Origin of the sequence: Cyanobium sp. N5-Cardenillas, assembly GCF_024345515.1 — a bacterium.
Classification (GTDB): domain Bacteria; phylum Cyanobacteriota; class Cyanobacteriia; order PCC-6307; family Cyanobiaceae; genus Cyanobium.
The window spans coordinates 1-16,700 of the sequence record NZ_JAGQBG010000041.1 but is presented as its reverse complement, the minus strand read 5'-3'; the positions used below and the strand labels follow the sequence as shown (position 1 = coordinate 16,700).

Here is a 16,700-nt window from a genome sequence, read left to right as displayed (position 1 = left end):
CACCAGCAGCCAATCGGCCCAGCCGTGGAGGAACTCGAGATCGTGGGTGGCCACCACGATCGTGGTGCCCGCCGCATGGATGTGATCGAGCCGCGCCCTCAGATCGCGGCAATGGCCGGGGCTGAGGAAGGCGGTGGGCTCATCGAGCAGCAGCAGTTCGGGCTCCAGCACCATCACATCCGCCAGCGACAGCTGTTTCTTCTGCCCCAGGCTGAGCATGTGCACCGGCCGGTCCAGCAGGTCGCCAAGGCCGAAACGATCGGCGATCCGCTCGATCCGGCGGCGGATCTCGCCCTCCTCCAGCCCCAGGTTCACCAGCCCGTAGGAGAGATCTTCCGCCACGGTGGTTGCCACCAGCTGGTGCTCGGGGTTCTGGAACACCAGGCCCACCCGCCGCCGCAGTGCCGCCAGTTCCCGGCGTCCGTAGCCGATCGGCTGGCCGCGCCACAGCAGGCGCCCGCGCTGGGGCTTCAGCAGGCCATGGGCCAGCAGGAACAGGGTGGTCTTGCCGCAGCCGTTCTCACCGATCAGGCCGCAGCGGGATCCCTGCGGCAGCCGCAGTGACAAGGACGCGATCGAGGGCCCCAAGGCGCAGGGGTAGCTGAAGCCCACCTGCTCGAACTCCAGCAGGGGCGTGCCGGTCATCGCTGCCAGGCGATCGAGAGGGCCCCCAGCACGGCGCAGCCGCCGATGGCTTCCGCCAGGTAGCGCCGCGAGGCGCGATGGCTGGCGCAGGACACCACCCGCAGTTCCCCCTGGAATCCCCGGGCCTCCAGGGCCAGGGCCCGGCCCCGGTAGCTGGCCAGCGAGCGTTCCAGCAGCTGGCCGATCAACAGGCCAAGGCTGTGGAGGGTGCGCCGCCAGTTGCTGTGGCCCGAGCGTGCCCTCTGGGCCACCGCGATCTCATCGACGATCGCCCAGAGGGTGAAGATGAAGCCGTAGACGTGCACCATCAGCTCCAGCAGCAGCGGTGGCACGCGGAGTCGGCGCAGCACCTGGATCCATTCACTGAACGGGGTGGTGAGCAGCAGGAAGAACAGGGCGCTGGTGGCCGCCAGCGAACGGGTGAGCAGGGCGGACGCCTGGCTGAGGCCGTGGTTGCTGATGGAGAGGGTCCACCCCGCCACCGGCTGGCTGAGGCCCCGCCAGGCATCGGCCTGCAGGCCGGCCAGCCCATCCTGTCCGACCGCACTGATCACGATGGCGGGCAGGCTGGAGACGGCGAACCCCAGGGGCAGCAGCAGCATCGCCAGGTACGTGCCGGCTGGAATGCCGGCGTACCCCACGACCCAGAGGGCCAGCCACAGGCCGATCAGCACCTGGACCGGCATCGGTGCCACCAGCGCCAGGAGCAGCAGGGTGGCCGCGAAGCCGGCCTTGTGGAGCGGCGGCAGGAGTCTGAGGCGGTTGCCATGGGCGAGCGCATCGATCCGATGGCTCATGGTGCCGGTGGCTCCTTGCGCTCCTCCGCCAGGGTCCGGCCCCGGTAGAGACCGATCACGAAGCCGACGACGCCGGCGCCGAGGGCGGCCTGGGTGGCGAACATCAGGCTCTCGATCTCGCCGCTGGGCAATTCGACGACAGGTTCGAACCAGGGTTTGTAGCTGGGCTGGAGTTTCTCGATCGCCTCGGTGCCCTGGCCGTCGGCGCCGCCGTACTCACCGCGGATGAACAGCACGGGGAACAGGGCCAGGGCCACCACGCCGGCGACCAGCAGCCAGTTGTGCCTGCGGGGATTCCGTTCGGAAGGGGTCGGCATGGGTCAGTTCTCCTGATGGATCAGTTGAAGGGTCTTCAGCTCGGGCTTGCCGTAGGCCTGCAGCCAGTTCCACACCAGCACGGTGAGCAGGCCCTCGGTGATCGCCAGCGGCACCTGGGTGACGGCGTAGATGGCGCCGAACTTCGCCAACGAGGCGCCGAAACCACCTTCGGCTGCGGGGAAGGCCAGGGCCAGCTGGACGGCGGTGACCACATAGGTGGCCAGATCCGCCAGGGCCGCCGCCGCAAACACCGCCAGGCGGGTGCGACCGGTGGGGAGCAGGGACCGGAAGATCCACCAGGCGACGAGCGGTCCCACGACCGCCATCGACACCATGTTGGCGCCGAGGGTGGTGAGGCCCCCGTGGGCGAGCAGCACCGCCTGGAACAGCAGCACGATGCCCCCCAGCACGGTCATGACCGAGGGGCCGAAAAGAATCGCCCCCAGGCCGGTGCCGGTGGGGTGGGAGCAGCTGCCCGTCACCGACGGGATCTTCAGGGCAGAGAGCACGAAGGTGAAGGCGCCCGCCAGGCCCAGCAGCAATTTGAGCTCCGGGTGCTCCCGGGTGATGCGGGCCAGCGAGCGCAGGCCCACCAGCAGGAACGGCAGCGAAACCAGCCACCAGAAGGCGGCCCAGGGAAACGGCAGGAACCCTTCGGCGATGTGCATCGCCATGGCAGGGCCCGGAGAAAGCAAGACAATGATGGTGCTCAGGCCAGCCATGGCAAGAAGGCTGGCCGGCTGAGCCGGCTGGATCCTCACTCTGTACCTCGCAGAAGAGATGGTTGGGTTGGCAGGAGCGAGTGTTCTGACTGAGGGCAGAGCCCATCACAGTTGCGGGACAGCGACGGACTGGGGAAGAACTCCCGCACCGTCTTTCCTCGTTGTTTTCCGGCCCGGGGCCAGGACCTGCCGGGCCAAACATAGCCATCGGCTTTCGCGCCAACCGTTCCGCTCGCCGATGGTCGGACACACGCCCGGGGCCGGACTCATCCCCGACGGCAGGGCCTGCGGGCCTGCAGGCTCAGGGGGGCTTCCAGGCCGCTGCGCTCCAGCAGGGCCGTGTCGGCAAGGATCCGGTCGCTGGGCCCGTCGGCCACGACGCGCCCGGCGCTCAGCACTACGGTCCGTGAACAGAGGTCCAGGGCCAGATCGAGGTCGTGGGTGGCCACCACCCGGGTGTGGGAGAGCCCCTGCAGCAGCTGGATCAGCCGGCGCCGCGCCCGGGGATCGAGAGCCGCGCTCGGCTCATCCAGCAGCAGGATGGACGGCTCCATCGCCAGGACGGTGGCGATCGCCACCGCACGTTTCTCGCCACCGGACAGCCGGTGGGGGGAGCGCTCCCGCAGGGCCAGGGCGCCCACCTGCTCCAGTGCCAGGTTGACCCGTTGCTGCACCACGTCGGCCGGCAGGCCCAGGTTCCGGGGGCCGAAGGCCACATCCTCGGCGGCGGTCGGCATGAACAGCTGGTCATCGGCTTCCTGGAACACCATGCCGAGCGAGCGGCGGATCTCCGCCCGGCTGCCGGGGCCGAGGGGAAGACCGTTGATGCGGATCCCGCCGGCCACCGGCTCGAGCAGGCCGGTGAGCAGCACCAGCAGGGTCGACTTGCCGGCCCCGTTCGCGCCCACCACGGCCACCGTTTCCCCGGGGGCGATGCGGAGCGAAACCCCGTCCAGGGCCGGGGTGCCGTCGGCATAGGCGTAGACCAGCCCGACCACCTCGATGGCGGGGACGAAGGCGGTCCCGGTGGCGGGTGGGCCCAGGGAACCGTTCCCGGCTGCGCTCATGGCTGCGCCCCGATCACGGCGTGCCCCAGCAGCTCCCCCACCGGCACCTGGCGGCAGATCAGAAAGGCCGTGCTCCAACCCAGCAGAAACACCAGGTCCCGCCGGGTCAGGGCGCGGGGGGAGGCCGGTCGGATCGTTCCCTCGAAGCCCCGCAGCAGCATGGCGTCATGGATCCGGGTCGCCCGGGCGAGGGTGCGCAGCAGGAGGGCCCCCAGCAGCGTGCCGCCCACCCAAAGGCCGGTGCCACGCCGGCCACAGGAGCGGAGATCGCGGGCCCGCTCCATGCGCTGCGCCTCGTCCCCCAGAAGGAAGAGGTAGCGGTAGAGCAGCTGCAGCTGGGTGACGAACACGCCGGGCACCCGCAGCTGCCGCAGGGCCTCGGCGATGGCCGGCATCCCGGTGGTGGCCACCAGCAGCAGGGCCGCCGCGGTGGTGAGCAGGAAGCGCAGCACGATCGAGAGGAACGACAGCCAGCCTGCGGCGATGCTCAGCCCCGGGGCGATCGGCACCGCCGCCTGATCGAACAGGGGATTGGCGATGCCCACCATCAAAGCGAACGGTGAGGCGATCAGCAGGCGCTGGCCCAGCCAGCGGACGGGCAGACGACCGAGGCTGGCGATCACCACCGGGAAGAACACGAACGGCAGCAGCGGCAGGACGGCGTGCTTCGGGAAGGACACCACGCAGACCAGAAACACGGCGGTGGCGAGCACCTTGGCGCGGGCATCGAGGCGGTGGATCGCCGTGTCCTGGCGCGCGAAGCCGTCGATGCGCCCCAGGGCCTGCCGTTCGCGGCTGATCAGGCGCATGGCGGAGGGTCCGGCACCAGGGAGCTGGTGGCCGCCGAGGCGACAAAGCGGCCGTGCTTGACCCCCTTCGTGCTGATCAGCGAGTCCGCCAGGGCCCTGATCTCCCCGGCCCTGCCGCGCAGGACCACCACCTCCAGACAGTCATGGTCGTCGAGGTGGATGTGGAGGGTGGAGACGATCGTTCGGTGGTGGTGGTGCTGGTGGTCGGTGAGCTTGTTGCTGAGTTCGGCGACGTGGTGGTCGTACATCAGGGTGACGGTGCCCACCGCCTCGGCGGATTCATTCGCCAGCACCTCCTCCACCAGGGCGTTGCGGATCAGGTCGCGGATCGCTTCGGATCGATTGCCGTAACCCTTCCGGGCGATCAGGGTGTCGAAGCGGTCCAGCAGGGCTCCCTCGCTGGAGATGGAGAAGCGGACGACGTCAGTCAAGGGACCAGTAACACGAAGGCCGAATCGATTGCACGTTGACGGCCATCGGGGCGCACCCATAGCCTTTGACGGACCGTAACACGTTTTGGCAATCCGTAGCACCGACGCCGAGACGTGTCCCTCCCCTTTTTCGCCCTCTGACAGGACCTTCCGATGCACATGGCTGACGCCCTCCTCTCCCACACGGTGGGAGGAGCGATGTGGGGGGCCACGGCCCTGGTCACCGTGCAGTGCGCCCGCACGCTTCACCGTCACCCCGACCCGGCCCGGGTGCCCCTGATGGGCGTCCTGGGGGCGTTCGTGTTCGCGGCCCAGATGGTGAATTTCTCCATCCCGGCCACCGGCTCCAGCGGCCATCTCGGCGGCGGGCTGCTGCTGGCGATCCTGCTCGGGCCGGAGGCGGCCTTCCTGGTGATCGCCTCGGTGCTGACGGTTCAGGCCCTGTTCTTCGCCGATGGCGGCCTGCTGGCCCTGGGAGCGAACATCTTCAACCTGGGGGTCTTCCCGGCGTTCGTCGCCTACCCCCTCATCTACCGGCGCATCGTCGGCGAACGGCCCGGCCCCACCCGGGTGGTCGTCGGATCGATCGCCGGCGCCCTGGTGGGCCTCAGCCTCGGCGCCCTGGCGGTGGTGCTGGAGACCAGTTTCTCCGGGATCTCGGATCTGCCCTTCGGCACGTTCCTGGCCCTGATGCTGCCGATCCACCTGGCCATCGGCCTCGTCGAGGGCCTGGTGACGGCGGCCGTGGTGCTCTACATCGCCCGTCTCCAGCCGGAGGTCCTCTCCCGTGCAGCCGGCCGCCAGCCCCTGGGAGGGCTGGCGCTGCGCCGGGTGATTGCCACCCTGGCCGTCGCCGCCGTGGTCACCGGAGCGATCCTGGCCTGGTTCGCCTCGGGCCATCCCGACGGTCTGGAGTGGTCGATCAGCGGCGTCACCCGCCGACCCGAGTTCGACGGCACCCCCACGGCCCTCAAGGAGGAGATCGCCACGGTGCAGGAGCAGACGTCCTTTCTCCCCGATTACGACTTCAGGTCGGTTGAGGCCCCAGCCGTGCCGGCCCCCGAGACAGCGGAGGCCGGCTGGGGAACCCCCAGCCCGGGACGAAGCCTGGCGGGCCTCGTGGGTGGCGGCCTCACCCTGCTGATGGCCGGCAGCCTCGGGCTGGTGCTGCGGGGGCGCCCGTGAGCGGACGTCCGGTCTCTTCCCTCGCAGGTCCCGCAGCCGGACTGCTCCTCGATCCCAACGCCGGCCTCGGAGTGATGCTCTGCGGCCACGGCAGCCGCAACCGGCTGGCGGTGGAGGAATTCGCCCGCTTGGCCAGCGGCCTGCGCCGGCGCCTCCCCGATCTCCCCGTGGAGCACGGCTATCTGGAATTCGCCACACCGATCCTGCGCGAAGGCCTCGAGCGGCTGCGCCAGCAGGGGGTGCGCCGGGTCCTGGCCGTGCCAGGGATGCTTTTCGCCGCCGGCCATGCGAAGAACGACATTCCCTCGGTGCTGAACACCTACGCGGCGGAGAGCGGGCTGCGGATTGATTACGGCCGGGAGCTGGGCGTCGACCCGAAGATGATGCAGGCGGCCGGTGCCCGTCTGCGGGAGTGCCTGGATCGGGCCCCGGAGGTTCCCCTGGCCGACACCCTGCTGGTGGTGGTGGGGCGCGGCTCCTCCGATCCGGATGCCAACTCCAATGTCAGCAAGGTGACAAGGATGCTGGTGGAGGGCTTCGGATTCGGCTGGGGGGAGACCGTCTACTCCGGAGTCACCTTCCCCCTGGTGGAGCCCGGGCTTCGCCACGCGGTGCGCCTGGGCTTCCGCCGTGTGGTGGTGTTCCCCTACTTCCTGTTCTCCGGTGTGCTGGTGAGTCGCATCTACCAGCACACCGACCGCGTCGCCGCCGATCACCCCGATGTGGAGTTCCTCAAGGCGGCCTACCTCAGCGACCATCCCCTGGTGATCGACACCTTTCTCGAGCGGCTGGAGGAGGTGATCAGCGGCGATACGACGATGAACTGCTCCCTCTGCAAGTACCGCGCCCAGGTGCTTGGTTTCGAGAGGGAGGTGGGGGCGCCCCAGCACAGCCACCACCACCATGTTGAAGGACTGGGGGAACCCTGCCAGCTGTGTGAACGGGAGTGCACCGGGGCCTGCCAGCCCAACGGCGTCCCCCTGCCGGCGCCGGGCCACCGCCATGACGGCGGCGATCACCATGACCATCTGCATCTCCACACCCACACGGCCTATCCCCACGCCGATCACCCCCTGGGTCCGCGCACCCTGCGGGGCCCCGCCCCGCCGTGATCGACTTGATCACCCCATCAGGGACTTGAACATCACCAGGGCATCCACCGCCCCCAGCCGGGGATGGCGGAAGGCTCCGGGCAGGCGGCCGATGGTGTCGAAGCCGTTGCGGCTCCAGGTGGCCACCCCGGCGGCGTTGGTGCTCACCACCAGGTTGAACTGCATCGCCGTGAAGCCCCGCCGCCGGGCCTCCTCCTGGGAGTGGCGGCAGAGGGCATGGCCCACCCCCCGGCCCCGGGCGGCCTCGGCCACCACGTAGCCGGCGTTGGCCACGTGGGCGCCTAGGCACGGCTGGTTGGGCCGCAGGTAGTAGGTGCCCAGGATCCCGCCGTCCGACTCGGTGGCCACGACGGTGGCGGCGACCGTCTCCACCCAGGCCCGCCGGGCCGTGTCGCTGTCGATCGCCGGGTCGTGGGGGAAGGTTTCGCCGGCACGGAACACCGGCTCCAGCACCGCCCACACCCCTGGCCAGTCGTCAGGCGCGTAGGGCCGGAGGATCAAGCCGCTTCCACCACGATCGATTTGGTCACAGTACCGGGCAGATTCCGCGACACCGGACAGACCTTCATGCGCCGCTCCAGAAAGGCCCGGCTGGACTCATCTAGCTCCGGTGTCGCCGCCCCATCGGCCGCCTCCAGCCGCACCTGGAAGGTGCCCTCCACCGCCTCGATCATCCAGTCGGCGGAAGCCGTCACGTTGAGAACCCCGTCCACCGCCGCCAGGGGCAGGTGCCGCTCGAGGGCGTTGGCGACCAGGTAGTGGTGCTGGCAGAGCAGCAGCGACAGCAGGAAGAGCCGGAAGCCGGGGGTCCGCAGGCTGGGCTCCAGCGGCTGCCAGGGCTCCAGCTCGCCATTGCGGAAATCGACACGGAGGCTGTCGCCGGCGGCTCCGTGGCGGCTCTGCAGGCGGAACTGGAACAGGAGGTGGGTCATCGCTGGGGGGAAACGTCGGGGGTGAAGGGGATGGCGCTGCGGAGGGTCGTCTCGCGCATCACCGTGGAGCTGCGCTGGCGCTGGAGGGCTTCGGCGCCCGTAAGCAGGGCCGAGCCGACCAGCAGGGCGGCGAAGCCCTGGCGCAGGTGACGATCCGACAGGCGGGGGGCCAGGGCCTGGCCGCCGATCGCCCCCACCAGTCCGCCGCCGATCAGGGGCGCCAGCAGGGGCAGGGCGGCCGCCGGCCAGTGCCCGAGGGCGCCCAGGGCCACCAGGCTGTTGGTGGCGATCAGCACCAGGCTGGTGCCGCTGGCCAGGGGCATCGGCAGACCGGCCAGCAGCACCAGGGCGGGCACGATGGCGAAGCCGCCGCCCACGCCGGCGATGCCGGTGAGTAGGCCCACCAGCACCCCCTGGACCGCCAGGGCCAGGGGCGGTCCGGCGGACCGGGGCGCCCGGGCGGTGCCGGTGGGGCGGCGGGAGAGCAGCCAGGCGGCCACCAGGGCGGCGGCGGCGAACACACCCAGCTGCACGGGCTCGGGGATCAGGCCATGCTTCACCAACGTGCCGCCGATCCAGCTGCCCGCCAGGGCCGGCACCCCCAGGGCCAGGGCGGGACGCGGCGCCACCTGGCGTCGCCGCAGGTAGGGGCCGGCATTGGCCACCGCCAGCAGGGTGACGGCCAGCAGCGACAGGGGCACCGCTTCCCGGGTGGGCAGACCGGCGCCGCTGATCAGCAGGGGCATCAGCAGGATCGAGCCACCGGCCCCGAGCACCGCCAGCAGGAAGCCGATCAGGGCACCCCCACCGGCCATCAGCACCAGGACGGCGGCGCTCAAGGACGCACCCGGTTCCAGGGCATCACGGCCAGCAGGCGGACCCTGTCGCAGACGGTGGCTTGATCGGGGACTGGCGGGCCTGACGCCATGGAAACAACCTGCATCGGCAACTATGACTATACACGCATACAACGACGAAAGAGTGGCAGTGGTGGCGCTGCAGGTCGCTGCAGAGGGCTGCTCCATTGCGGAACCGTTCCGGTCCCCACCACGGCCGGGGAAACCCTGCATAATTCCTCTAGCGACATAATCTGCTGCCATGGGCGTAGCCGGCCCCGGTTCCATCCCCAGTCCCGAGCTGCTGGACGAGTTCAGCCAGTTCTTCCGCCTGCTGAGCGAACCGGCCAGGCTCCAGCTGCTCTGCCACCTGCGCCAGGGGCCGGCCGATGTCGCCTCCCTGATCGAGGCCACCGGCTTCAGCCAGTCCCACATCAGCCGCCAGCTGTCCCAGCTGCAGCGGGCTGGCCTGGTGACCTGCGACCGGGACGGGGTCCGGCTCATCTACCGGGCCGACACCGAACTGGTGGAGGAACTCTGCGACCTGGTTCAGAAACGCATGAAGCAGCGCCTGCAGCAGCAGCTGGATCAGCTCCAGACGGCCTGATCATCCACGGCTTCTGGCCACTGGCATCGGGCTGCGCGACAGCAAACATCGCCCCAGTGGGCCGCCGAGGGGCCAGAATCTCCAGGGCGTTGGAACTTCCCTTGCGCCTCCGAGATGCCCGCGTCCTCCCAACGCCCTATGGCCGCGATCCGGTATGCCCCGCTCTGGACCCGGGCCTTCCACTCCTTCAACCTGCTGGTGCTGTTGCTGATGGCGGCCAGTGGGCTGCAGATTTACAACGCCAATCCGGTGTTCGGTGGCCGCGATGGTGCCACCGTGCCCGAGCTGTTCACCCTCGGAGGTTGGTTGGCGGGCGGTCGCGACTGGCACTTCGGCGTCATGGGCCTCTATGCCGCCAATCTCGGTGTCTGGATCGGCCTGCTGCTCCGCCAGCGGCACCAGCGCCTAGCGGCGCTTGGAGATGTCGGCACCCTTCGCGTCAGCAGCAACACCCCGAAGCGACGGCTGGCCGCCCACCGGCTGGTGTACAGCCTGATGCTGATCGTGCTCGGCTTCAGCCTGATCACGGGGATGGCGATGTACAAACCTGCCCAGTTCTGGTGGCTGGTGGCTCCCTTCTCCTTTGCCGAAGCCGCCGGACACGACAGCTGGCAGGTACTGCGCGTCTGCCATCTGGCCACCATTCCCGCTATCTCCCTGCTGCTGGGCGCCCATGTGGTGCTGTCCTGGCGGGTTGGGGGGCTGCGGCTGTGGCGTTCGATGGCCGTCTGATCCCATGGTCAACCCTGCTGATCCGCTGAGTCGCCGCCGCTCTCTCGGCCTCCTGCTGGGGGCGGCTCCGACGCTGTTGCTCGGTGGCTGTGCCCTCAATGGTGTCAGTGAGGCGGTGGGCGCCGCCACCCAGCCACTCAACGAACGCCTCGAGGCCCTGCTGCAGGGCAAGGGAAAGCTGCCGGAGTTCAGGCCCAACCAGGTGGATCCGGCCGCCCTGCTGATCAACAGTTTCAATGGCATGCCCGACATCGATCCCGCCAGTTACCGGCTCGATGTGGACGGGCTGGTGAGTCGTCCGCTGCGTCTGGATCTGGCGGCCCTGGCGGCCCTGCCCCAGCAGCAGTGCGTTCTCCGCCACGTCTGCGTGGAGGGCTGGTCGGCGATCGTGGCCTGGTCGGGGCCGCGGCTGGCCGATGTGCTGGCCCTGGCCGGCCCCTCGCCCCTGGCCGGCTACGTGTTCATCGCGTCGGCTGATCAGTACTACGAAAGCTGGGATATGGCCTCCGCTCTGCACCCCCAGACCCTGCTGGCCACCCACATGAACGGAGCCCCGCTGCCGGCGGCGAACGGGGCTCCGCTGCGCCTGGCCACCCCCGTCAAGCTGGGCTACAAGCTCAGCAAGTGGGTCACGGGCCTGAAGCTGATGGCCACGCTCGGGGACCGGCGGGGGTACTGGGAAGACCAGGGCTACGAGTGGTTTGCCGGGCTCTGAGCGCGACGTCGGCCCTCAGGGCCGCACCAGCCCCGTGGGCACGTTCTTCTGGCCCGCCTCCCGCAGCAGTTCCTGGATTGTGCGTTCGGACGTGTCGTACGCGCCCTCGCCGAAATGGGAGTGGCGGATGCGGCCCTGGCTGTCGATGAAATAGAAGGCCGGCCAGTAGCGGTTGTTGAAGGATTTCCAGATGGCGAAGTTGTTGTCGATCACCACCGGATAGGTGAGGCCCAGCTTGCGGACGGCGGCTCGCACATTGCCGAGGTCGCGCTCGAAGGCGAACTCTGGGGAATGAACGCCGATCACCACGAGGCCGTGGTCCTTGTACTTGCTGGCCCAGGCCCGCACATGGGGCAGGGTGCGCAGGCAGTTGATGCAGGAGTAGGTCCAGATGTCCACCAGCACCACCTTCCCCCAGAGCTGGTCGCGGCTGAGGGGCGGCGAATTGAGCCAGGTGGCCCCCTTCGGAAAGGGCGGCAGCGTGCCCAGCACGGGCAGGCGGCTCATCGCAGGGGCGCTCTGGTTGGCAGCCTCTGGGGGCGGAACTCTGGTGAGCAGGGCCTGCTCGAGGCGGTTGGTGTCCGCCAGGGCCCAGCCGGCGAAGGAGGTCTGTTCCAGCCCCAGGGCGCTCACTCCCACCGCCGCCAACACGGCGGCCCCGAGCCCGCGGCGCAGCCAGACCCCTGCCCCCAGCGAACGTCTGAGCGTGCTGGCCAGTCGACCGCCGGCCAGCAGGGCCACCGCCAGGGAGGTGGCAGCACCCAGGCCGTAGGCCAGCAGCAGCAGGGCTGTGCCGGTGTTGCCCCCCCGCAGGGCCGCTCCGGTGAGGATCAGCCCCAGGATCGGCCCGGCGCACGGAGCCCACAGCAGCCCCACTGCCACCCCCAGCAGGGCCGAAGCGGCAATGGCTTCGCCCCGCCGTTGCGCTCGATCGGAGCGGCGGGAAACAACGGCGCCCAGGCTCACCAAGGGCCGGCCGAGGCGATCGGCCAGGGCCGGGCAGAGCAGGGCGAGGCCGAACAGGGCCAGCAGCGCCAGGGCCGCCATCCGCCCCCACTGGTGGGCCTGCACCACCCAGCCGCCACCCAGGACCGCCAGGCTCGCCATGGCGGCGAAGGTCAACACCATGCCGGCCAGCAGGGGCAGGGTGCTGCTAACGAAGGAATGCCCCACCCGGCTGAACACGAAGGGCAGCACCGGCAGGATGCAGGGGCTGAGGATGGTCAGCAGGCCGGCGAGATAGGCCAGCAATGGCAGGGCCATGGTGGGGAAGGGAAGGGACTGACCCTGGCCAGCAGGGGGTAGACGAGCACCACCGCCAGGGCGAGGTGAAGCAGCCGGAGCCAGTCAACCGGCGTTCCTGCGCGGCTCAGGGCTTCAGGGGCGCCCAGGCCATCGTGGCGTTGAACTTCTGGCACCAGATCAGCACCGATTTCTGGGCCTTCAGATCGATGGAGGCGGGGATCACGTAGCTCTGGCCCCCCTTGCTGGATTTCAGCTTCGACAGCAGCGTGTAGCTACCGGGCTTGAGGGGAAAGGCGGGGGCCTTGCTCATGGCCAGGGGCGTGGCGGAGGGGCTGAAGGCCACCCACAGGTCCGGGGCCATGTCGTTGGTCTTGAAGTCGCCGCTGAGGGTGAGCACCGTCTTGCCGCCCTGCTCGCCGATCGAGAAGCCGCCGCTCACGGGGGCCTCGGCCTTGCGGAAGTTGCCCTTGGCCATGGCCATCCCCATGCCCATCCCTTTGGAGGGTCCGCTCATCGCGGGAGAAGACTGGGCGATCCAAGGGCTCTGGAACGGTGCGGCGTGGAGGGCAACGCCGGAGAGCGCTGCGGCGGCGACCACGGTGAGGGCGCCGGTGCGGAGCAGGGCGCTGTTGGAGCGTGACATTGGGGATGCGGCGAGAGTGGCGAGGTAGGAGCCGGACCGAGAACCGGCGCGGCCTGCGCTCATGACGAGTTACCCGTGAGCCGCCGGATCGGTTTGGACCGGGGCTTCTCTCAGCCGATCGGTCGGGTGTGGTCGAGGGCGCCGATGTCCACCCGCCGCCGACCCTGGCTGTCCTCGGCGACCAGATCGGCGAAGGTCCGGCCCTGGAGAATGTCACCGAGGCGGTAATGGTGAATCTGGAGCAGGGATGATCCCGTCACCTCGTCGGAGCCCTCCACCAGCACCATCACGGCCCCACTGGCCCTGGCGATGGCGTCCAGCCCCAGCTGGACCAGGGGACTCTCCGGCGTCAGCCGGTGGCTCAGTACGGCCGTCAGATGCAGCTGGGGTGTGGCGGCGTTGAGCAGGGGCAGCGGATGGATGCGCCGCTGAAACACCCCGGGCTCGATCTCCTCATCCACGAACAGGACCATGGCGTAGGTCACCTTCAGCCAGTAGCTGGGGTCGGCGGTGACGAAGCGGCAGCTGAGGTGACCATCGGGCCAGCCGCTGAGGCACAGCTGCCGACTGAAGCGCAGGGGCGAATCGACCTGGGTGAAGCGCAGGAAGAACAGTCCCGTGACCATGGCGGTGGTCAGGATGGCGACCATCCGCTGGCTCGCCGCCAGGCCCAGGGTGTAAGGGGAGCTTACCATGGCGGACTGGAAGCTGGCGCTGAACAGGTTCTGCAGCGCGAAGATGCCGGCATCCGGCACCCCCATCACTCCATCGGCCTCCACGTGGCCGGGATCCAGCTGAAACGCCATGGCGAAGACCAGCACCTCCGCCAGGTAGATCAGGGTCATCGCCAGAAAGAACACCGGCCACGGCATCCGCATCGCCATCGACACCGGCTGGCGCCAGAGGCTGGTCCAGGGGCTGCGCTGGTGGTCGAGCCTGCGGTGTGCCGGCCGCGACAGCTGGCTCAGGACGGTGGGGAGGCGCAAAACAACCCGATGCCGACGCCCAGAACAGTAGGAGCGCTCCATCCTGGGCAGATGACGGTGCCGATTCCGATGGGCAGGACACAGCGGCCGATCCCGGGTCTGCTGCCGCTGTTGCTCTATGTGCTGCTGCGGGGGTTGGATGCCACCGTGCTCAAGGGGCTCCAGGACCATGGCCTGGCGAATCCGGTGCAGGGCGAGAACCCGATCAGCTTCTGCAACGTGTTCTTCCTGGCCCAGCTCACGGTCGCCCTGGCATCCCTGCTGCCCGGACGGCGCACCCTGATTAGCGATCTGAGGCGACTGGGCCCCGCCGACCGGCGCCTCCTGGCCTTCCATGGCGGCCTGGGCCTGTTCCTCGGGCCCGTGGCCTATTACTTCGCCCTGGAATCCCTGTCGGTGATCAGTCAGACCCTGTTGTTCGCCCTGGTGCTGCCCGTCTCGGCCCTGCTGGCGCGCTGGCTGCTCGGGGAGGCGCTCCCCGCCGGCTTCCGGCTCAGCCTGGTGTTGATCGGAGCTGGCTTGATCCTGCCCCAGGCGGCCATGGCCATGGGCAGTGGCCGGATGGATGACGCTGCCGGCATCGCCTGGGCCCTGGTGGGGGTGCTGGCCTTCGCGGGCTCGGCCGTCAGCGGCCGCACCATCGCCGCCCGCCGCTGGCCGGCGGCCGTGAGTGTGGGCGTGCCCACCCTGCTGAGCGCGCTGGTCTTCGGCGCCATCGCCCTGGTGCTGTTCGGCCCGCACCATTTCCTCCTGCTGCGGCTCTGGTGGGTGGTGGGGGTGATCGGTGTCTATGCCGTCACCCTCTCCCTGGGCCGGGAACTGGCCCTGCGCCAGGCCTACCGCCGCTGCAGCGTGGCCGTCGTCTCCCTCTGGAGCTCCCTGGCCCTGGTGGTGGCGGTCCTCAGCGCCGCCCTGCTGCTGGGGGAGCCCCTGGGCGTACCGGTGCTGGCCGGTGCGGCCCTGGTGCTGGCCGGCGTGTTCACCAGCCGCCGGCCTGGCCCCATCCAATCGCGCCCTTCGCCGGTATCCGGAGAACGGCAACCCCGCCGAACGCCCCCCCGGTCGTGACACCCTCCGACGCCGACGCTCCCCCACGCCGTCCGCTCCTGCGGGGCGCCCTCCAGGGCGCCACCGACACGGCCGGCGATCTGGCGGAGCTCTACGACACCTGCAGCGGTCCCGTGTACCGCCTGGCCCTGCGACTCTGCCGCTCGAGCCATGAAGCCGAGGACCTCGCCCATGACGTCTTCCTGCGCTACTGGCAGCAGGGGCGTTACGACCCCGCCCGGGGTCCGGTGCTGGCCTACCTGCTGCTGCTGACGCGCTCGATGGCCATCAACCGCCTCAACCAGCGCGCCAACCGCTGGCAGCTGGTGCAACGCTGGTCGCAGCACCTGTTTCCAGAGGCCGTGCCCACGCCCCACGACAGTGCCGAGGCCGAGGATCTGGCGGAGAGGGTCCGCGGCGCCCTCGCGGCCATCCCCGCCAACCAGCGTCAGGTGCTGGAGATGGCCTACTACGAAGGGCTGAGTCAGTCCGCGATCGGCTCGCTGCTCAAGCTGCCCCTCGGCACCGTCAAGACCCGCGCTCGCCAGGGGTTGATCCGCCTGCGCGCCCTGCTCCACGACTCGCCCGACCAGCCATGACACCCGACACCACCCCATCCGACGCCGCCAGCATCGATGCCCTGCTGGCCGGCCATGCCCTCGGAGACCTGGAGGAGGCCGAGCGGGAACAGCTGGCTGAGCTGCTGCGGCAGCGGCCCGAGCTGCGCCGGCGCCTGGAGGAGTTCAGCACCACCCTGGAATTGCTGCCCCTGGCCTTGCCAGCCACGGCGGTCCCCCCCCCCGCCCTGCGTCAGCGTCTGTTGCAGCCCCGCCGCCAGAGCCAACCGTGGCGGCGTTGGCTGGGTCCCTCCCTGCTGGCCGTCGGCCTGCTGCTGCTGGGCGGGGAGCTGCACCGGACCCGGCAGCAGCTGGCAGACCTCCAGCGGCACCTGCCGGCGGCGACCCTGCCCGGTGAGCGCCGGATGCTGCCCCTGCAGGCGATGCAGCCTGGACTGACAGCCTCCGGCGAGGTGCTTGTCACCGGCAACCGCACCAACAACGTGTTGAAGCTCTCCGACCTGCCGCCCCTGCCGCCCCACCAGACCTACCGGCTCTGGGCCACCGTGGCCGGCAAGACCGTCGGTTGTGTCCATTTCGTGCCCAACGCCCGCGGTCAGGTGGCCATGCCCATCCCCCTCTCCCCCACCAGCGAAGCCAGCGGCGTCAGTGTCAGCATCGAGGGCGACCCCACCGGCCCGCTGCCCAGGGGTCCCATGGTGCTCACCAGTTCGATCTGATCCATGGCCGCCTTCCCTGCCCCCACATGTGTTCATGCCGATCTGGGCCAGCGGGCCGTGGTCGAGAGCGGCGCGTTGCCCTGGCACCCGTCGCCCCTGGCCGGGGTGGAGCGGCGCCTGCTGGAGCGTGACGGCGGCGAGATCGCCCGGGCCACCTCGCTGGTGCGCTACGCCCCCGCCAGTCGCTTTTCCCCCCACCACCACGGCGGCGGCGAAGAGTTTCTGGTGCTCGAGGGAGTCTTCTCGGATGAGCACGGCGACTACGGCCCCGGCACCTACGTGCGCAACCCCGTGGGTTCCGCCCATGCCCCGTTCAGTGCGGCCGGCTGCACCATCCTGGTGAAACTGCAGCAGATGGATCCGGCCGACCAGACGCGGGTCATGATCGACACCCGCTGCTCCCCCTTCGTGCCGGGGCTGGTCGAGGGCCTCACCGTGCTGCCCCTGCACGGCTTCGGCACCGAGCATGTGGCGCTGGTGCGCTGGCAGCCCGGCACCCGCTTCCCCCAGCACATCCATCCCGGTGGCGAGGAGATCTTCGTGCTCGACGGGGTGTTCGAAGACGAGCAGGGTG

Annotated in this window: 22 protein-coding genes and 1 riboswitch; of the genes, 9 read left to right on the top strand and 13 right to left on the bottom strand. The window is 69.9% G+C overall.

The annotated features are described in order from the left end of the window. The 7 genes from KBZ04_RS05260 to nikR all read right to left on the bottom strand — a co-directional run. A partial coding sequence (locus tag KBZ04_RS05260; protein ID WP_254990866.1) for an energy-coupling factor ABC transporter ATP-binding protein occupies window positions 1–645 on the bottom strand: 645 nt, incomplete at its 3' end. Continuing rightward, window positions 642–1,442, bottom strand: coding sequence for a cobalt ECF transporter T component CbiQ (gene cbiQ, locus KBZ04_RS05255; RefSeq protein ID WP_254990865.1), 801 nt, complete (start codon window positions 1,440–1,442; stop codon window positions 642–644). The genes KBZ04_RS05260 and cbiQ (KBZ04_RS05255), both read right to left, overlap by 4 nt. Beyond that, window positions 1,439–1,759, bottom strand: a complete 321-nt coding sequence (locus KBZ04_RS05250; protein ID WP_254990864.1) for an energy-coupling factor ABC transporter substrate-binding protein — start codon at window positions 1,757–1,759, stop codon at window positions 1,439–1,441. The genes cbiQ (KBZ04_RS05255) and KBZ04_RS05250 overlap by 4 nt, the downstream gene beginning before the upstream one ends. 3 nt (window positions 1,760–1,762) lie before the next feature. Beyond that, window positions 1,763–2,482: an energy-coupling factor ABC transporter permease gene (locus KBZ04_RS05245; RefSeq protein WP_254990863.1), complete on the bottom strand. Its 720-nt coding sequence runs from the start codon at window positions 2,480–2,482 to the stop codon at window positions 1,763–1,765. Between the two features lie 55 nt (window positions 2,483–2,537). Further along, a riboswitch (cobalamin riboswitch) is annotated at window positions 2,538–2,687 on the bottom strand. 61 nt (window positions 2,688–2,748) lie between these two features. Beyond that, on the bottom strand, window positions 2,749–3,549 hold the full coding sequence (locus tag KBZ04_RS05240) for an energy-coupling factor ABC transporter ATP-binding protein (protein WP_254990862.1): 801 nt from the start codon (window positions 3,547–3,549) through the stop codon (window positions 2,749–2,751). Further along, window positions 3,546–4,358, bottom strand: a complete 813-nt coding sequence (gene cbiQ, locus KBZ04_RS05235) for a cobalt ECF transporter T component CbiQ (protein WP_254990861.1) — start codon at window positions 4,356–4,358, stop codon at window positions 3,546–3,548. Before cbiQ (KBZ04_RS05235) ends, KBZ04_RS05240 begins: the two co-directional genes overlap by 4 nt. Next, window positions 4,349–4,789 (bottom strand): nickel-responsive transcriptional regulator NikR, encoded by a 441-nt coding sequence (gene nikR / locus KBZ04_RS05230; protein WP_254990860.1) that lies wholly within the window; start codon window positions 4,787–4,789, stop codon window positions 4,349–4,351. Before nikR ends, cbiQ (KBZ04_RS05235) begins: the two co-directional genes overlap by 10 nt. Before the next feature lie 159 nt (window positions 4,790–4,948). On the opposite strand from nikR, the gene KBZ04_RS05225 reads away from it, so the two are divergent. Continuing rightward, window positions 4,949–5,974, top strand: a complete 1,026-nt coding sequence (locus KBZ04_RS05225) for an energy-coupling factor ABC transporter permease (protein ID WP_254990859.1) — start codon at window positions 4,949–4,951, stop codon at window positions 5,972–5,974. 74 nt (window positions 5,975–6,048) lie between these two features. Beyond that, a complete protein-coding gene (locus tag KBZ04_RS05220; protein ID WP_254990868.1) occupies window positions 6,049–7,086 on the top strand; it encodes a sirohydrochlorin chelatase in 1,038 nt (345 codons plus the stop codon). Window positions 7,087–7,095: 9 nt separating this feature from the next. Here the strand turns inward: KBZ04_RS05220 and KBZ04_RS05215 are convergent, their stop codons facing one another. The 3 genes from KBZ04_RS05215 to KBZ04_RS05205 are packed head-to-tail and all read right to left on the bottom strand — an operon-like array spanning window position 7,096 to window position 8,857. Then, on the bottom strand, window positions 7,096–7,587 hold the full coding sequence (locus KBZ04_RS05215) for a GNAT family N-acetyltransferase (protein ID WP_254990858.1): 492 nt from the start codon (window positions 7,585–7,587) through the stop codon (window positions 7,096–7,098). Beyond that, a complete protein-coding gene (locus KBZ04_RS05210) occupies window positions 7,584–8,018 on the bottom strand; it encodes a hypothetical protein (protein ID WP_254990857.1) in 435 nt (144 codons plus the stop codon). The genes KBZ04_RS05215 and KBZ04_RS05210 overlap by 4 nt, the downstream gene beginning before the upstream one ends. After that, window positions 8,015–8,857 (bottom strand): sulfite exporter TauE/SafE family protein, encoded by an 843-nt coding sequence (locus KBZ04_RS05205; RefSeq protein WP_315860067.1) that lies wholly within the window; start codon window positions 8,855–8,857, stop codon window positions 8,015–8,017. The genes KBZ04_RS05210 and KBZ04_RS05205 overlap by 4 nt, the downstream gene beginning before the upstream one ends. A gap of 259 nt (window positions 8,858–9,116) precedes the next feature. Between KBZ04_RS05205 and KBZ04_RS05200 the strand changes: the two genes are divergently transcribed. From KBZ04_RS05200 to KBZ04_RS05190, 3 genes are all read left to right on the top strand, one after another. Further along, the gene (locus KBZ04_RS05200; RefSeq protein ID WP_254990856.1) at window positions 9,117–9,461 is read left to right on the top strand and encodes an ArsR/SmtB family transcription factor; all 345 of its coding nucleotides are present in this window, start codon (window positions 9,117–9,119) and stop codon (window positions 9,459–9,461) included. Window positions 9,462–9,599: 138 nt separating this feature from the next. Beyond that, complete coding sequence (locus KBZ04_RS05195; protein ID WP_254990855.1) at window positions 9,600–10,193, top strand: cytochrome b/b6 domain-containing protein; 594 nt, start codon at window positions 9,600–9,602, stop codon at window positions 10,191–10,193. Between the two features lie 4 nt (window positions 10,194–10,197). Beyond that, complete coding sequence (locus tag KBZ04_RS05190; protein ID WP_254990854.1) at window positions 10,198–10,908, top strand: molybdopterin-dependent oxidoreductase; 711 nt, start codon at window positions 10,198–10,200, stop codon at window positions 10,906–10,908. 15 nt (window positions 10,909–10,923) lie between these two features. Here KBZ04_RS05190 and KBZ04_RS05185 read toward each other — a convergent pair whose 3' ends face one another. The 3 genes from KBZ04_RS05185 to KBZ04_RS05175 all read right to left on the bottom strand — a co-directional run bounded on the left by KBZ04_RS05185 (window position 10,924) and on the right by KBZ04_RS05175 (window position 13,782). Beyond that, the gene (locus KBZ04_RS05185) at window positions 10,924–12,171 is read right to left on the bottom strand and encodes a cytochrome c biogenesis protein DipZ (RefSeq protein WP_254990852.1); all 1,248 of its coding nucleotides are present in this window, start codon (window positions 12,169–12,171) and stop codon (window positions 10,924–10,926) included. Between the two features lie 106 nt (window positions 12,172–12,277). After that, on the bottom strand, window positions 12,278–12,796 hold the full coding sequence (locus KBZ04_RS05180; protein ID WP_254990851.1) for a DM13 domain-containing protein: 519 nt from the start codon (window positions 12,794–12,796) through the stop codon (window positions 12,278–12,280). Between the two features lie 110 nt (window positions 12,797–12,906). Next, on the bottom strand, window positions 12,907–13,782 hold the full coding sequence (locus KBZ04_RS05175) for a hypothetical protein (protein ID WP_254990850.1): 876 nt from the start codon (window positions 13,780–13,782) through the stop codon (window positions 12,907–12,909). Window positions 13,783–13,833: 51 nt separating this feature from the next. On the opposite strand from KBZ04_RS05175, the gene KBZ04_RS05170 reads away from it, so the two are divergent. The 4 genes from KBZ04_RS05170 to KBZ04_RS05155 all read left to right on the top strand — a co-directional run. Next, on the top strand, window positions 13,834–14,850 hold the full coding sequence (locus KBZ04_RS05170; RefSeq protein ID WP_254990849.1) for a DMT family transporter: 1,017 nt from the start codon (window positions 13,834–13,836) through the stop codon (window positions 14,848–14,850). Further along, on the top strand, window positions 14,847–15,428 hold the full coding sequence (locus KBZ04_RS05165) for a sigma-70 family RNA polymerase sigma factor (protein ID WP_254990848.1): 582 nt from the start codon (window positions 14,847–14,849) through the stop codon (window positions 15,426–15,428). The genes KBZ04_RS05170 and KBZ04_RS05165 overlap by 4 nt, the downstream gene beginning before the upstream one ends. Continuing rightward, window positions 15,425–16,126, top strand: coding sequence for an anti-sigma factor domain-containing protein (locus KBZ04_RS05160; RefSeq protein ID WP_254990847.1), 702 nt, complete (start codon window positions 15,425–15,427; stop codon window positions 16,124–16,126). The genes KBZ04_RS05165 and KBZ04_RS05160 overlap by 4 nt, the downstream gene beginning before the upstream one ends. A 3-nt stretch (window positions 16,127–16,129) precedes the next feature. After that, a partial coding sequence (locus KBZ04_RS05155; protein WP_254990846.1) for a cupin domain-containing protein occupies window positions 16,130–16,700 on the top strand: 571 nt, incomplete at its 3' end.

What these genes read in the sequence shown, in the direction of transcription:
- cbiQ (WP_254990865.1), bottom strand. Translation starts at nt 1,442, where the DNA reads ATGAGCCATCGGATCGATGCGCTCGCCCATGGCAACCGCCTCAGACTC.
- KBZ04_RS05250 (WP_254990864.1), bottom strand. Translation starts at nt 1,759, where the DNA reads ATGCCGACCCCTTCCGAACGGAATCCCCGCAGGCACAACTGGCTGCTG.
- KBZ04_RS05245 (WP_254990863.1), bottom strand. Translation starts at nt 2,482, where the DNA reads ATGGCTGGCCTGAGCACCATCATTGTCTTGCTTTCTCCGGGCCCTGCC.
- KBZ04_RS05240 (WP_254990862.1), bottom strand. Translation starts at nt 3,549, where the DNA reads ATGAGCGCAGCCGGGAACGGTTCCCTGGGCCCACCCGCCACCGGGACC.
- cbiQ (WP_254990861.1), bottom strand. Translation starts at nt 4,358, where the DNA reads ATGCGCCTGATCAGCCGCGAACGGCAGGCCCTGGGGCGCATCGACGGC.
- KBZ04_RS05225 (WP_254990859.1), top strand. Translation starts at nt 4,949, where the DNA reads ATGGCTGACGCCCTCCTCTCCCACACGGTGGGAGGAGCGATGTGGGGG.
- KBZ04_RS05220 (WP_254990868.1), top strand. Translation starts at nt 6,049, where the DNA reads ATGCTCTGCGGCCACGGCAGCCGCAACCGGCTGGCGGTGGAGGAATTC.
- KBZ04_RS05210 (WP_254990857.1), bottom strand. Translation starts at nt 8,018, where the DNA reads ATGACCCACCTCCTGTTCCAGTTCCGCCTGCAGAGCCGCCACGGAGCC.
- KBZ04_RS05200 (WP_254990856.1), top strand. Translation starts at nt 9,117, where the DNA reads ATGGGCGTAGCCGGCCCCGGTTCCATCCCCAGTCCCGAGCTGCTGGAC.
- KBZ04_RS05195 (WP_254990855.1), top strand. Translation starts at nt 9,600, where the DNA reads ATGGCCGCGATCCGGTATGCCCCGCTCTGGACCCGGGCCTTCCACTCC.
- KBZ04_RS05190 (WP_254990854.1), top strand. Translation starts at nt 10,198, where the DNA reads ATGGTCAACCCTGCTGATCCGCTGAGTCGCCGCCGCTCTCTCGGCCTC.
- KBZ04_RS05185 (WP_254990852.1), bottom strand. Translation starts at nt 12,171, where the DNA reads ATGGCCCTGCCATTGCTGGCCTATCTCGCCGGCCTGCTGACCATCCTC.
- KBZ04_RS05180 (WP_254990851.1), bottom strand. Translation starts at nt 12,796, where the DNA reads ATGTCACGCTCCAACAGCGCCCTGCTCCGCACCGGCGCCCTCACCGTG.
- KBZ04_RS05170 (WP_254990849.1), top strand. Translation starts at nt 13,834, where the DNA reads ATGACGGTGCCGATTCCGATGGGCAGGACACAGCGGCCGATCCCGGGT.
- KBZ04_RS05160 (WP_254990847.1), top strand. Translation starts at nt 15,425, where the DNA reads ATGACACCCGACACCACCCCATCCGACGCCGCCAGCATCGATGCCCTG.